The organism is Paenibacillus sp. FSL L8-0494 (genome assembly GCF_038003695.1).
Taxonomy (GTDB): domain Bacteria; phylum Bacillota; class Bacilli; order Paenibacillales; family Paenibacillaceae; genus Paenibacillus_AQ; species Paenibacillus_AQ odorifer.
The window spans coordinates 2049371-2064556 of record NZ_JBBOPQ010000001.1; the positions used below are offsets into that span (position 1 = coordinate 2049371).

Below are 15186 nucleotides of genomic sequence, written 5' to 3' on the forward strand. Positions count from 1 at the left end.
ATGGGCACAATTGAAAAAATCCCCGAATGCTCCGGGGACACACCTTTAATATTTTCAACTATCCATTTCCGGCAACGGCAATTCCACTGAAGGATCTGGCTCCCAGAGATGCCGTTCTAATCGCTGATGCTACAATGGTGTATTGAATCTGGCCGGTAAGCACATCGGTCGAAGGCGGATAGTCGACAGCGGTGATTCCAACCATTTCATATTGGGTCGTTGTATTATTGATGTTTCCGGGGTACGTTGTACTAAAAATTAATATATTATTGCGGTAAATACTAAAAGTAACATCATTCTGAACTATAATGCTAACATCAACACTAAGTCTGGCAAAAGCATTCAATGTGACTCTCACTAAGCCTGCATTTGCAGGTGTAACATTTACTGTCTGAAGTCCAATGTCACCGAAAATTGCACCTGAACGAACTAAATTAAGATTTTGCGCATCCATAGTGCTGCCCTGTGAAATCCGCATATCAAGAAACTGTATACTCATCCTATTCACCTAACCTCTCATTGTTGATTTTATATTTTATGAGAGAAAGAATAGAATGGCGCCAAATCATTGGCGGGGTTTTTTATATAGTAAAGGCTACTGTTTTGCCAGATCATTCACTTCTTTATTAAAAGCCTCTGAATATTGATTAAATTTACCTGCATCAAGTGTTAAGCTGTCATCGTTTGCTTTTGGAGGTGTCTCCTGGATCTGCTTATATAAAAGATCAATTTCTGGTGAAAGCTTGGCCCATATTTTCTTAATAGAATCATACTTAGTATCTAACTTGTTCATATATGTATCGTATTCTTTTTTCTCTTCCATGGCTTTGCCAAGCTGTTCGACCGTAAAGTCTATGTCCATGCTCGCTCCTGTACTGCTTGTACCACTTCTAGTGTATGAGATAACATCTACAAACCCTACATTCCAAATGTCGGCAATAACAAAATTGCTTATTTCTCTTAGCGTTTTTTCAGGTGAGGGTGCTGCTGTATCTGCTTTTGAGGAAATTTCCCCGAAATTAAACAAGTTTTTAGATTCGTTGATCGCTGTGTTTGCGTCCGTAGGGTTATTGTTATTTGTATTGCTACACCCTGAGAGAAGGATAATGGCGATAATACAATATAAAATAAGCTGCTTTTTCAATATAGTTCCCCTCCATAATATAAGTAAAAAGTGTTGTATTACTATATTACGGTAAATTGTGGTAAAAGTTTTACATCTGAGGCAAATTTAAGACGGCGAAAAAGTGAACTCTTCGAAACCTGGAATAAATTCCAATAATTATGCAAAAAACCGAATAAAGGTCCTCCTAATATTACACGATGATTACAATATTCATGTAGATTCTTCATTCATCAGGATTAAGGAGGAAACACGAGCATTTTAAGATAACGAGGGTCCTTTATATCATGTAGATGCTGCTTTTTTCCGAAATAACCGCAAAAACGCGCAATTCTCCCCTTTGCCGCATTAAATTATGGATGATACACTGCATAAAGTCACTAAATTGTAAGCGCTAAAAAAGCTAGCTTACGATGTAACATTTGCTTTATACAAAAAAACGCTTACTAGTAAGCCTTAAGGAGGAGAGATATGGATGTTCTCAGGCAACTGCGCGGTTATTATCGAGAGAAGCTGCATTTTCTGATTCTTTCGATTATATGTTTGGCCGCTGCAACTGCAGTGGGGCTGATTACCCCCAATTTGTTAAGAAAGCTGATCGATGATGTTATTGTGCCACTTAAGTTTACAGAGGTGCCAGTGCTCGCATTGAGCGTGTTAGCTGTAGTAATAGTAAAAGCATGCCTGCAGTTTGCACATGGTTTTTTTGGAGGACGGCTAGGTAACTTTCTTGCATACCGGCTGCGTAATGCTTGTTATGAGAAGCTGCAATTCCTATCTTTCCGTTATTATGATACCGCGAAAACTGGGGATTTGATGTCCCGACTAACCGGAGATTTGGAAGCGATTCGTAACTTTATCGGTTTCGGTTTTGCTCAGTTGCTTAATGTCTTTTTTATGGTCATTTTTGGTTCGATTATGATGTTCTCACTCAATTGGCAGCTTACTCTAGTAACTTTGATTACGATGCCAATCCTGGCGTTTATTGCGCTAAAATTTGAGTCTAAGATTCACCCGGCCTTTCAAGAGATGCGCCTTGCGCTCAGTTCTCTGACTACGGCTGTACAGGAGAATATCACGGGTGTGCGCACCGTCAAATCGTTTGCGAGAGAGGCTCATGAAGTAGAGAAATTCTCGCACCGTAACGAACGTTATAAGAATAACCAGATTTTTGCTGCTGAGCTCTGGAGTAAGTTTTTTCCAGCGATGGAGTTTTTAGCATCGATCAGTGCAGCTATTCTGCTTGGAGTAGGCGGAACGTTAGTTATTAAGGGGAAAATGTCACTGGGCGAACTGGTTGCTTTTTTCAGCTTAATTTGGTACATCATTGGACCGATTTGGGGTCTTGGATTCCATATTAATAACTATACACAGTCCAAAGCATCGGGAGAACGTGTATTGGAAGTACTTAATCAGAATATTGATGTGAAGGATAAAGAGAACGCCCGTGAACTGGTACCTTCTGAGGTTAAGGGAGATGTAGCGTTTAATCACGTCACATTTGCTTATGGAAACAAAATGCCTGCGGTTACAGACATTGATTTTGAGGCTAAATCTGGTGCGGTTATAGGGTTCCTTGGAGGAACGGGCTCTGGTAAATCGACCATTACACAGCTGATGATGCGTGCTTATGACGTTAATGAAGGCAGCATCACACTGGATGGGATGGACATCAGAGAATACAATGTTCGCAGCTTGCGTTCACAGATCGCGACGGTCTTTCAGGAGACCTTCCTGTTCTCCTCCTCAATTCGCAACAACATCTCCTATGGGTTGAAAAATGTAAGCATGGAAGAAATTATCCGAGCTGCACAACTTGCCAAAGCCCATGATTTCATCATGGAGATGGAAGATGGTTATGACACTGTGGTGGGTGAGCGCGGAATGGGTCTTTCCGGTGGACAAAAGCAACGGATTGCCATCGCTAGAGCCCTGCTTAAGAATCCGCGGATTCTTATCCTCGATGATGCGACCAGCGCTGTCGATATGGAGACGGAGCACGAGATTCAAGCCGGATTCCAAGAGGTCATGAAGGGGCGCACTACACTTATTATTGCCCATCGGATCTCCTCCTTGCGCCATGCGGATCAGATTATCGTCATGAACGAAGGTCATGTACAGCAGCGTGGTACCCATAAAGAGCTAATTGAAGTGCCGGGTCCTTATCAGGATGTATACCGGATACAGTATGCTGATTATCTGGCCAGAGCGACCGGAAGAGGGGAGGAGTGAGGCATATGAAACTTGAAGCCAAACCAATGACCGCTACGGGAGCAAAAAATAAAGCAGCCGAGCAGCAAGAGCTGGATGAACGTTTTGTATATAAAGATGATGATGTCATCGATAAGGCTTTTGACTGGAAGCAATTCACCAGACTGTTCGGGTACATGAAGCCTTATGCAAAGCAGATGCTTCCATTGGTGTCCATCATGATGATTCTGGGAACTATCACGAAGTTGACCGTCCCGTTCCTAACAAGTTTAGCCATTGACCGTGCGATTGCACCAAAGGTGGGGAATCCCAGCTTATCTCTGCTATATTCGCTTACAGCAGGGGTAATCGTCTTATATCTGATTCAATGGATTGCGGGAGTATACCGGATTAAATACACGAACATCATCGGCCAAAGAGTGATTTATGATTTGCGCTCAGATTTGTTCAAGCATATTCAGAAGCTCTCCTTTAACTTCTTTGATAAACGTCCGGCAGGTTCGGTATTAGTGCGGGTAACCAATGATATCAACTCTTTGCAGGACTTGTTCACAAACGGGGTTGTCAATCTGATGATCGACTGCGTGCAGCTTATGGGGATTACCATTATTCTACTAGTGATCAACTGGAAGCTAGGTCTTGCAGTAATGGTTACGGTTCCGATTATGTTCTTTGTTTCAACTAAGCTGCGCCAAAAGATTCGGATCGCTTGGCAGGATGTGCGGATGAAGAACTCCAGAATTAATTCTCATTTAAATGAATCGATTCAGGGAATCAGAGTCACACAAGCCTACACCCAAGAACAAGAAAATATGAATTATTTCGATGTTATGAATACCGACAGCAAAAAATCCTGGAACAAAGCCTCTGCGATGAACCAGGCGTTCGGTCCGATTATTGAGGTCACAGGTGGTTTTGGAACAATGATCCTCTTTTGGCTGGGGGCTTATCTGATCCAATCTGGAGAACTCACAGTAGGTATGCTGGTAGCATTCAGTTCTTATGTCAGCAACTTCTGGGACCCGATTAATCGCCTTGGGCAGATGTACAATCAGCTGCTTGTGGCAATGGCTTCCTCGGAACGGATCTTTGAATATTTGGATGAGCAACCTGCGGTTCAAGATAATCCTGGTGCTAAGCCAATGGGAACGATTCGTGGGGATATTAACTTTGAGAAGGTCATTTTTGAATATGAAAAAGGCCGGGCTGCATTAAAAGGTATTGATCTGGATGTAAAAGCAGGACAGTCGATCGCGCTCGTAGGTCATACAGGTTCTGGTAAAAGTACGATCATTAACCTGATTGGCCGGTTTTATGATATCAAAAGCGGCCGAATCACGATAGACGGTGAAGATATCCGCGGGGTTACGTTAGACAGCCTGCGAAGGCAGATCGGAATCGTGCTGCAAGATACCTTTATTTTCTCGGGAACGATTCGGGATAATATCCGTTTTGGCCGTCTGGAGGCTACAGATGAAGAAGTGGAAAATGCTGCAAAAGCCGTGGATGCCCACGACTTCATCATGAAGCTGCCCGGTGGGTATGAGACAGAGGTGGAAGAGCGCGGCAGCGCGTTGTCGATGGGACAACGTCAGCTTCTCTCCTTCGCCCGGGCGCTCTTGGCAAATCCGCGTATTCTAATCCTGGATGAGGCAACTGCCAGCATTGATACGGAGACAGAGCTGAAGATCCAGGAGGCACTCAAAATCCTGCTTCAAGGCCGAACCTCCTTTATCGTAGCGCACAGACTTTCTACCATCCGCCATGCGGATAAAATAGTCGTCCTCGATCACGGAGAGATAAAAGAAGAAGGAAACCATCATGAGTTGACATCCCGTGATGGGGTATACAACGGTCTGATCGAAGCGCAATTCCGCTTCCTATAGACCGACAGAACAGAACACAACAGAACAGAACAGAACAGAACAGAACAGAACACAACAACAGCTCATTCCCGTTGCTTAGGCAACTGCGGTGTGGGCTGTTTTTTATAGGGATATAGTGATTAATGTGGCCGGGGCTTGGTGGATCAGAGTAGAGTGGAATATGGCATATAGGTATTACGGGACAAGGCAAAGGAAGAACGGCAGAATGGAAGAAGGGAAGAAGGGAAGAAGGGAAGAAGGGAAGAAGGGAAGAACGGAAGAACGGCAGAATGGAAGAACGGAAGAACGGAAGAACGGAAGAACGGCAGAATGGAAGAACGGAAGAACGGAAGCACGGAAGCACGGAAGAACGGCAGAACGGCAGAATGGAAGAACGGCAGAACGGCAGAACGGCAGAACGGAAGAACGGAAGAACGGAAGAATGCAAGAACAGCAGAACAGCAGAACATAATACAGCAGGGTTAGATTTCTATTCAGTTACTTAGGACGTTTGGATACCCTGCCCGTCACACGCAGCTCAAACATTTGTGCACAAATATCTTGATGCCATTGTAGATCAGCTGTCTGTTCCGCTAATTGGATTTCATTTTGCAATCGGGCCAACTCATAGCAGTAGGTAGCGTTTATTTGCAGGCACTGCTGTTGTTCCGTTTCCTCAGCAGCAGTAAGCTGCCGTCTACGGCTCAGGGTGAACAACTCGGCAAGGCGTTCATGGACAGGAAGCATGCTTTTTTCCTCCTACAGCAATTTAAAACCACATATTAGTTTCGCCATGAGAAGAGAAATTCAAACGTTACGTCAGATAATTAAATTGAGGGGCCTTACTATGTTGAGGGTAGGAGGAACTATCTTCGAAGTCAGAAGGAAACAAGTAGAGGTGAAAATCGAGGGAAGTTTAGGAGTAATCAGGAAACGAATCGTTTAGTTGCAGTTTGTACAATAGTAACCGCCATTCTCGTTATAAAAATACTGTTAATTGCACTTTGTGCAGCTATTTTCGAGAAATGCCCTTATTAAGGGCATTTTCCTTAATTCTAGTTGCACAAAGTACAACTAAATCAGAAATCGGCTCGCTAGACGTGGATTTAGTTGCACAAAGTACAACTAAATCACAATTCAGCTCGCTAGACGTGGATTTAGTTGCAAAAGTACAACTAAATCACAATTCAGCTCGCTAGACGTGGATACTGTTGCACAAAGTACAACTAAATCACAATTCAGCTCGCTAGACGTGGATTCTGTTGCACAAAGTACAACAAAATCAGAAATCGGCTCGCTAGACGTGAATTCTGTTGCACAAAGTACAACTAAATCACAATTCAGCTCGCTAGACGTGGATACTGTTGCACAAAGTACAACAAAATCAGAAGTCAGCCTGGTAGACATGAATTTTGTTGCACAAAGTACAACTAAAAAATCCCCCGTAGTCAAACCGGGGGATTTAGTGTACAAACAGCAGCTCTGAACCTTTTGCTAAACAACGCAGGACCTCAAGAAACGCCCTAGTCCATGTAGATTTCCACAATCGTAACGTTACGTTCGCGGGCTAGATCGACAAATAATCCATCGATCTTTACCAGCGGACGGAAAATATCAACTGGATTGTTCATGATAATCACACCTGTGTCACCCGTGTTCAGTAATACTCGCTTGCCGATAAAGTTAGGCATTAAATGCTGTATAAAGGCTTGAACCGTTCTACCGTTCAGCTTACCAAAGCTGAGGTCATTTAGTTCACGTAGGACAGAAATAAGCTCTTGCTTGGACTGATAGACGCGTTTAGAAGTCATCGCACTATAGATGTCAGCTACAGCAGCAATTTGCGCATAAGGATGAATATCGGATTTGGTTAGCTTATTAGGATAGCCAGAACCGTCCTCACGTTCATGATGCTGCAGGGCGGCCAAAGCTGTATGTGAGTCATCCATCGAATTGCGGATAATTTCGTAGCCGTACTTAGTATGTAGTTTAACTTCTTCGAATTCTTCCGCGGTTAATTTCCCAGGCTTATTTAATAGTGCAGGTGAGATTCTACATTTTCCAATATCAATTAAATATCCAGCTCGTCCAATCTCATAGCATTCTTGTTTGGAATACCCAAGCCAGATTGCAATATAATAAGAGAGCATACCTACCTGCAAAGAGTGATTGTAGGTATAATTATCTTCGCGATCGAGCAGAAGCAGCAGGGAGACTACATCCTTTTGCTTGTCCAACGATTGAAGCGAAGGCTGAAGAATGTCGTTAACCACGGATTGGTTAAAGCTTCCTTTTAATAGTGCTTCCATATAAAGATTCTCAAAGCCGTCAATCATGGTATCAAAACTAGTGGTCACCGTCTGAATAATTGAAGGTCTGCTTAATGGGGCAGGTTCTTCCACTAACGTCTGGATATCAACATAATCAACTCCATGCTGCATCAGCTTGGCGATATCATCTATCTGGAGCAGCGATCCCTTTGGTAATACATGCAGACCTCTTGAACTATAAGCGTCTGAGTTGAGGTGATTACCAGGTTTTAGATCCGAGACGTGTACTCTCAATGCCTATGCCACCTTTTATCCGATTTTATCCAGAATATCAACAAAGTGCAGATTTTTCAATGAAAAAGGAGTGAAGATTAATTGTGGAGGGAATCGGCAGCCTTTTGTTCAGAGCCTACCCAGTGCTGGCCTGATTCATTGATGTCTTTTTTCCAGATAGGGACGGTCTGTTTCAGCAGTTCAATGGCCAGACGACTAGCCTCGTAACAGGTATCGCGATGAGGGGTAGAGACGGCAATGATAACGCTTGCTTCCTTCAGGCCTACAAGCCCAATGCGGTGGGAAATCGCGCAGCGTGCATTCCAGCGATTCTGCACCTCGTCACCAATTTCTTTCAGCTTGCTTAAGGCCATAGGAATATAGGCTTCATAGTCTAATGCTGTTGTACGTTGTTCTCCGGTCATTTCGCGTGTAGTTCCTACAAATAACAGGGATGCTCCATGATTGGCGTCGAGGACGGCATCCAGAAGCTTCTCAGCATTTAAAGGCAGATCCGTTATGCTATAGAGGCCGTCAGAAGTGCTCTCATATAAAGAACCATTCTCTCCACCGGAAACGGGAGGAATTAATGCAACTTCGGCAGACTCGGTGATGAGGGCTTCATCAGGTGCATATTCCCGGTCAATGGCGACCAAAGAAGTTCCAATTAGGGATGCTGCATCCGGATAAGAGGTTGAAAGGAGTTCTTTTAACTTCCCAGCGGTTAAGGGATTCTCTGTCGCATGAAAGGTCAGAGAAGATGAGCCGATAATCTCAGCCAAACCCGCGAACAGACGGATTGTGATATGCATACTTATTCACCTCTGAAATATGTTGTAATGTCTACAATATACCATAATGAGCCTGAAAATGTTATGCTAGGCTCTATAAGATCATGCATCGGCTGCTTCATTAAAGAGCGGCTCAACAGGTAGGAGGAATGTTGCTAATGGGGCATGTGCCGCAAAGACTGACCATACTTCATACCAATGATATACATAGCCATTTCGAAATGGTGAGTCCATTGGCAGCAGAAATCGAGAGACAAAGAGCTGCAGCGGGGGAAGAGCCTGTGCTGTTGCTGGATATTGGCGATCATATGGATCGTGCAGCCGTCGAGACAGAAGGAACTATGGGTCAGGCTAACATCGATGTACTTAACTTAACAGGATATGATACTGTAACCATCGGTAATAATGAGGGGTTAACATTCTCACAGGAGATGTTATCCTCTATTTTCTCCGGGTTACAGTGCCCAGTGGTATGCTGTAATTTTGTGGAGACTGCAACAGGGGAACCTCCCCACTGGATGAAGCGTCATGCCATCTTGGAGAAGGATGGAATCAGAATAGGAATAACTGGAGCGACAGCGGCATTTAGTTCGTTCTATTCCTTGCTGGGCTGGGATGCCCTGGATCCCGAGACAACCCTTCGGGAACAATGCCTTCTTTTAGCTCCCCAGGTGGATATTCTAATCATCCTTTCTCATTTGGGGCTTCCCGCAGATCGAATTCTGGCAGAGCGGCTGGAAGGTGTGCATGCTATTCTTGGTGGACATACGCATCATATGCTGGAAGAGCCGCTCATGATTAACGGAACAGCTGTATGTGGAGCGGGGAAATTCGGGCGTTACCTCGGGCGGCTTCAATTTGAGCGGAGAGAGGGACAAACTGGATTCAGTCTGGTGGCAGGTGAATGTATTCCGATTGACCCAGAACTGAAGGAAGAGGTTGTAGGTCCTGCCGCTACTATTCATTTGGAGCGTGGTCGTGAGGCTCTTCAGCAGACCGTTGCGATCACAGATCGTGAGCTTCCTTTGAATTTGCAGGGAGAATCCCCTTTTGGCAATCTTTTAGCCCAAGCTGTACGTAGATTTACAGGCGCCAGTTTGTCGATAGTTAACACAGGTCAGCTTCTAGGACCTTTGCCTGAAGGGGAGGTTACAACGGGAATGCTGCACGCCCTATGTCCTTCTCCCATTAATACATGCGTAATCAAGCTGAAAGGCCTAGATATTCGCATAGCTTTGGAGCAGAGTCTTACGGAAGAATTTTATAATAAGGTGATTTTTGGGTATGGCTTTCGCGGGAATTATCTGGGCAGCTTAGCAGTAGATGGGATAAAAATCTTGTACGATCCGCAGCAGATACCGTATGATAACAATATTGCAGTTTTTGTCGAAGGAAATCCGCTGGAGGATGATAAAGAGTATAATGTTGGTACGCTGGACATGTTTACTTTCCGTGCAGGCTATGAGACGATCGCCAATGGGAAGGATCCTTTATTTTTGCTGCCTCATTTTTTACGCGACCTGCTTGGGATGGAATTGCAGCGCCCGGACAGTCTTGATGAATGCATGCTCACTCGCTGGCAGATCAAGTCTGAGTAAACCTGCAGCTTACAAGATTTACTTTTTGATTCCATTTAGACAGTGCTAGATTCCCAAAAAAATAGGAGGAAATTATGGACACGATTACAGCTATTATTTTAGCAATTGTCGAAGGGATCACTGAATTTATTCCTGTTTCTTCTACAGGACACATGATTTTGACCTCGAAGCTTCTGGGCTTTGATGAGCAGGATTCGATTATGAAGACTTATGAAATCGTTATTCAGCTAGGGGCAATATTGGCGATTGCGCTTGTTTACCGCGAGCGTGTGCTTAATTTGCTGGGCATTGGGCGTAAGAACTCAGGAAGAGGCGGTGTGATGCCGGCGTCTCGTTTGAACTTAATCCATGTAATACTTGGGATTGCCCCAGCACTAGCTGTGGCATTTTTTGCCCGCGATTTTATAAAAAGTCTCTTTGGGGCCACGACTGTTCTTTGGGCGCTTGTCGCCGGAGGGATTCTAATGATTATCGCAGAATGGGTAAATAGACGCAAAATTAGAGTTACAGCGCATGAGCTAGACGATCTTTCTTACGGACAGGCGCTGGCTATCGGGATGTATCAGATTATTTCAGTGCTGTGGCCAGGATTTTCTCGTTCGGGATCTACGATCTCCGGAGGGATGTTAAGTGGAGTTAGTTATAAAGCTTCTGCGGATTTCTCCTTCCTTATAGCCATTCCTATTATGTGTGCGGCTTCCGGATATGAACTGTTGGATTCTTATAAGAACTTCACTAGTGAGACGATTGGCTATTTTGTAATTGGATTTCTGATTTCTTTTGTAGTGGCTTATGTAGTGGTCATTTTGTTTATGAAATTGATTCAAAAGATTAGATTGACGCATTTCGCGATCTACAGATTTATTCTTGCTGCTATATTCTGGTTGTTTATTATGCGTTAATGCCCATAGGCAAAGACCTAGACACACCCGATGTTCTTCATGGTGCACCTGTCTGATCTCTACATAAACGGTATAGACAAAGCGTGTGACCCAAGGATTTCAAAACAGAATAGCATTTTACCGTTAAAGGCAGGAGTGAGCTAAGTGCGTTTAGTATCCGTGAATCAGCTTCAAGCAGGCATGAAATTAGGTAAAAAAATATATAATGATGAAGGTCTAACTCTCCTCGCGGATGGGGTGGAGCTTACTGATGCGTTGATCAAGAGGCTTGCAAGAATTGACATCGGTTATATTTACATAGAGGACTCTGTCACGGACGATGTTGAGATTATAGGTATGCTTCAAGATGAGACGCGCAATCAGGCACTGAAGGTGATTCGTAATCAGTTTCAGCAAATGACAGGCGCTTCAGGAATAAGTAAGGGATTCTACCATCTGGATAAAAAATTCTCAAAAATCATGGATAGCATCCTGGATGATTTGTCTTTACAAGAAGATCCGATGATCATGCTGCTTGATATGCACACTGCTGATAACTACTTGTACGTCCATTCCCTGAACGTCTGCTTGTACACTTTGGTGCTTGGCATTGCGCATGGGTACAGCAAAGAGGAGCTTCGAGTGATTGGTCTGGGTGCGCTGCTGCATGATATTGGCAAGACCCAAGTCCCGATAAAAATCATTCAAAAACCCGGCAAGCTCAGTGAAGATGAATTTCGGCATATGCAGGCACACACCGAGATCGGGTATCAGATTCTCAAGGAAGAACCGAATATCCCGCTGCTCGCGGCTCATTGTGCGCTTCAGCATCATGAACGCATTGACGGATCCGGATATCCGCGGGGATTAAAAGGACCTCAAATTCATGAATATGCCAAATGGTTGGGCGTGGCTGATTCCTACGATGCCATGACCTCCAACCGGGTCTACAAAAAGGCTATGCTGCCACATCAAGCCGTTGAGGCGCTTTATGTAGGTTCCGGTACATTGTATGAGCAGAAGCAGCTAGAGTTATTTAGAGATCGTGTGGCTATCTATCCACTTGGTCTTACGGTGAAGCTCAGTACGGGTGAAAGTGGAGTTGTTGTCAAAATAGATCCAAGTACGCCTCACAGACCGATCGTACGTGTGCTTACAGGGCCTGAAGGAGAGAAAGTCGTACCGTTCGAAAGGGATCTAGGAAAAGCCCTCTCCGTTGTTATCGTTGACGTCGCAGATCAAGGCGATTCTGTGGGAACGCCAAAATATTTATCATAGCAGCGAAGAGAGAAGAATAGGCTTGTCCGCATAACTCGCGGAAGCCTCTTCTTCGTCTCGCTGCTATTATTTTTTACAGTGAGAAAGCTTGTGAGGACAGTCCGAAAGACATCCGAAGTGCAGTTTTTCTGACTAACGTGGTATGATATAGGATAAGACACCGTTCAATCTTCATGATTATGGGTTAATAATAGGAATAAGATTTAAAGGAGCTAGTACAAATGAATGTTTTAAGACCATTAACATCTTCACCGAAGGAGCTGTCGCCAAGCTACGATCCATGGGATCCCATTACTTCTTTACGCAAGCATGGACGCCATGTGCTAACGAGTGTGGAATTTACAGTAACCAATTTATGTAATATGCGGTGTGAACACTGTGCGGTAGGTGATAGTTTAACCTCTAGAGAAGGGGATATGCTGCCGCTTAAAAATATGTTGGACCGTTTAGATGAAGTAGAGCATCTGGAGACTATTAGTATTACCGGCGGAGAGCCTATGTTTTTGGCCGGAACGGTGGATAATATCATAGTGCCGCTCTTAAAATATGCCAAAGAGCGGGGGATTAGATCGCAAATTAATTCTAATCTGACGATGCCGTATGCTCGATATGAAAAGCTGCTTCCGTATTTGGACGTTATGCATATTTCTTTTAATTATGTGAACGGAGACGATTTTCATGAAGTTGGTTTTGCCAACAGCGGGCATGCTGTTTCAAAGGAAAGTGCATATCGGTTATATAATGCAATGATTGAGAATTCTCGACGGCTAAGTGAGGATGGTATGCTAATTTCTGCGGAAACTATGATTAATTACCGTACACATACTAAGCTGCCTGAAATTCATAAGTTGATTCTCGACATGGGCGCCAAACGGCATGAGGTACATCCTATGTACAACTCCAGTTTTGCTTCGGCGTTGCCAGTGTTGTCCTTGAATGAAATGCGGACGGCAATCCATAAACTACTGGATACCCGTGATCCGGAGATTTGGATGCTGTTTGGGACCCTTCCGTTTTTTGCTTGCAGCTTCCTGGAAGAAGACCAGAAGCTGATAAGCAGAATGCGCGCCGAGAAGAATGTTACCCTTCGCAATGATCCGGATGGCCGGAATCGAGTGAACGTAAACATGTTTACGGGCGATGTTTTTGTTACAGATTTCGCTGATATCGCAGCCTTTGGCAACATCGAGAACCAAAAGCTGGATGATATATTTATCGATTGGCAGACTAAACACCCGCTGAACCAAAAGGTGAACTGCCACTGCGATGCAGCAGGCTGCTGCGGACCTAATCTGTTAGTGGCGGATATGTATTATCCGGAAGTTGACTTCAAAACTAGAAAAGCGATCAATCTGTAGAAATGAGGCGTTGTTAAGTGGTGCATACGGAATTTGAAGTAGGGAGATTATTGCTTAATCTTTTGCTGGTTCTGGTGCTCGTATTATTGAACGGTATTTTTGTAGCAGCGGAATTTTCATTAGTTAAGGTCAGGCAGTCCCGCCTGACCCAACTTGTCAGTGAAGGTAATAAAATGGCTGGATATGCTCTGAAAGTAAATAAGAGACTGGACTCCTATTTATCCGCCACTCAGTTTGGGATAACACTTGCATCGCTGGGCTTAGGTTGGGTTGGAGAGCCCGCGATTTCTGAGCTGTTGGTCGAACCTTTAATGTACCAGATGGGGATCACCGATCATACCCTGATTTCTACTGTATCTGTGATTATTGGATTTTCGATCATTACATTTTTACATATTGTACTTGGGGAGCTTGCTCCTAAATCGCTCGCGATTCAAAGAACAGAAGGTTCGGCACTGTTGTTATCTGCACCCCTGATGTTCTTCTATAATGTGTTCATGCCTTTTATCTGGGTGCTGAATGCTTCAGCCAACGCGTTACTTCGGTTAGTCGGTGTGGAGCCTGCAAATGAAAGTGAAGCAGCACACTCGGAAGAGGAAATACGTATTCTGATGAATCAGAGCGCCAAGAGTGGCGTCATTGACAAAGATGAAATGAAACTAATGGATAATATCTTTGAATTCTCAGATCTGCTTGCACGTGAAGTCATGCTGCCTCGTACAGATATGGATGTGCTTTACAGCAATCTTTCGTTAGAAGAAAATATGAAGATTATTACCGAAACGAGACATTCACGTTATCCGGTTGCTCTGGAAGATAAGGACCGTATTATCGGTTTTATTCATATTACCGACCTGTTGTTTGCTCCACCGGAGCAGCAGAATGATCTTACAACTCTGGTTCGGCCTATCCTTAACGTTCCGGAATCGATGGAGATCAGTCATACTCTTCGTTTTATGCAGAAGAATAAGGCGCAGCTAACGTTGGTTGTCGATGAATATGGCGGCACAGCAGGTTTGCTGACAGCAGAAGAGATTCTGGAAGAAATCGTAGGAGATCTGCATGACGAGTTCGAAGATGAGCGTCCAAGTGTGGAACATAACGGGGAGTATATCTCTGTTGAGGGCCGGATGCTGATTGAGGATGTCAACGATCTTACGGGTGTTGTGATTGAAGATGATGAGGTGGATTCCATCGGCGGCTGGTTGTTTAAGGAGCTGGAAGGTAATCCAACCAAAGGAAAACGTGTCAAAGTTGAAGATGTTATTTTTGAAGTCGAGGAATCGACAAGATTGCGTATCACTAGAATTAATATCCACCGGGAGCCCCGTGTTGAGGATGAAGAAACCTCATCAAAATTGGATGAGGATAAAGAATAACCTATTAAAGATTGTAACGTATTGTTCCGTTTGATCAGGGATATAATGAACTCCTCCTGTAAGAGCTTTATGGCTCACGACAGGGGGAGTTTTTTGTGGACACATAAAGGACATAACGCTCGTCTATGCTAATGTTTATAAATTGTTTGAAAGCGGGGT

Annotated in this window: 13 protein-coding genes; 8 read left to right on the forward strand and 5 right to left on the reverse strand. The window is 44.1% G+C overall.

The window, feature by feature from the left end:
* Positions 1-58: 58 nt before the first annotated feature.
* On the reverse strand, positions 59-499 hold the full coding sequence (locus NYE35_RS08960) for a hypothetical protein (RefSeq protein ID WP_076104564.1): 441 nt from the start codon (positions 497-499) through the stop codon (positions 59-61).
* A gap of 96 nt (positions 500-595) precedes the next feature.
* Entirely contained in the window at positions 596-1144 is a 549-nt protein-coding gene (locus tag NYE35_RS08965) for a hypothetical protein (protein ID WP_249267783.1), read from the reverse strand.
* A gap of 450 nt (positions 1145-1594) precedes the next feature.
* Here NYE35_RS08965 and NYE35_RS08970 point away from each other — a divergent pair, with 450 nt between their 5' ends.
* The 3 genes from NYE35_RS08970 to NYE35_RS08980 all read left to right on the forward strand — a co-directional run bounded on the left by NYE35_RS08970 (position 1595) and on the right by NYE35_RS08980 (position 5671).
* Positions 1595-3355 (forward strand): ABC transporter ATP-binding protein, encoded by a 1761-nt coding sequence (locus tag NYE35_RS08970; protein ID WP_036684103.1) that lies wholly within the window; start codon positions 1595-1597, stop codon positions 3353-3355.
* Between the two features lie 26 nt (positions 3356-3381).
* The gene (locus tag NYE35_RS08975; RefSeq protein ID WP_036684176.1) at positions 3382-5220 is read left to right on the forward strand and encodes an ABC transporter ATP-binding protein; all 1839 of its coding nucleotides are present in this window, start codon (positions 3382-3384) and stop codon (positions 5218-5220) included.
* 205 nt (positions 5221-5425) lie between these two features.
* The gene (locus NYE35_RS08980) at positions 5426-5671 is read left to right on the forward strand and encodes a hypothetical protein (RefSeq protein ID WP_341120705.1); all 246 of its coding nucleotides are present in this window, start codon (positions 5426-5428) and stop codon (positions 5669-5671) included.
* Between the two features lie 26 nt (positions 5672-5697).
* Here NYE35_RS08980 and NYE35_RS08985 read toward each other — a convergent pair whose 3' ends face one another.
* The 3 genes from NYE35_RS08985 to NYE35_RS08995 all read right to left on the reverse strand — a co-directional run bounded on the left by NYE35_RS08985 (position 5698) and on the right by NYE35_RS08995 (position 8554).
* Positions 5698-5946 (reverse strand): DUF7667 family protein, encoded by a 249-nt coding sequence (locus NYE35_RS08985; RefSeq protein ID WP_051491314.1) that lies wholly within the window; start codon positions 5944-5946, stop codon positions 5698-5700.
* 776 nt (positions 5947-6722) lie between these two features.
* The gene (locus NYE35_RS08990; protein WP_036684091.1) at positions 6723-7763 is read right to left on the reverse strand and encodes an HD-GYP domain-containing protein; all 1041 of its coding nucleotides are present in this window, start codon (positions 7761-7763) and stop codon (positions 6723-6725) included.
* Positions 7764-7840: 77 nt separating this feature from the next.
* Entirely contained in the window at positions 7841-8554 is a 714-nt protein-coding gene (locus NYE35_RS08995; RefSeq protein ID WP_038569590.1) for a molybdenum cofactor biosynthesis protein, read from the reverse strand.
* A gap of 137 nt (positions 8555-8691) precedes the next feature.
* Here NYE35_RS08995 and NYE35_RS09000 point away from each other — a divergent pair, with 137 nt between their 5' ends.
* The 5 genes from NYE35_RS09000 to NYE35_RS09020 all read left to right on the forward strand — a co-directional run bounded on the left by NYE35_RS09000 (position 8692) and on the right by NYE35_RS09020 (position 15027).
* The gene (locus NYE35_RS09000; RefSeq protein ID WP_036684085.1) at positions 8692-10131 is read left to right on the forward strand and encodes a bifunctional metallophosphatase/5'-nucleotidase; all 1440 of its coding nucleotides are present in this window, start codon (positions 8692-8694) and stop codon (positions 10129-10131) included.
* 74 nt (positions 10132-10205) lie between these two features.
* Positions 10206-11033, forward strand: a complete 828-nt coding sequence (locus tag NYE35_RS09005; protein WP_036684081.1) for an undecaprenyl-diphosphate phosphatase — start codon at positions 10206-10208, stop codon at positions 11031-11033.
* A 144-nt stretch (positions 11034-11177) separates the two neighbouring features.
* Positions 11178-12290 (forward strand): HD-GYP domain-containing protein, encoded by a 1113-nt coding sequence (locus NYE35_RS09010; protein WP_036684079.1) that lies wholly within the window; start codon positions 11178-11180, stop codon positions 12288-12290.
* A gap of 221 nt (positions 12291-12511) precedes the next feature.
* Complete coding sequence (gene yfkAB, locus NYE35_RS09015; protein WP_036684078.1) at positions 12512-13648, forward strand: radical SAM/CxCxxxxC motif protein YfkAB; 1137 nt, start codon at positions 12512-12514, stop codon at positions 13646-13648.
* Positions 13649-13668: 20 nt separating this feature from the next.
* Entirely contained in the window at positions 13669-15027 is a 1359-nt protein-coding gene (locus tag NYE35_RS09020; protein WP_036684171.1) for a hemolysin family protein, read from the forward strand.
* The last annotated feature ends 159 nt before the right edge of the window (positions 15028-15186 follow it).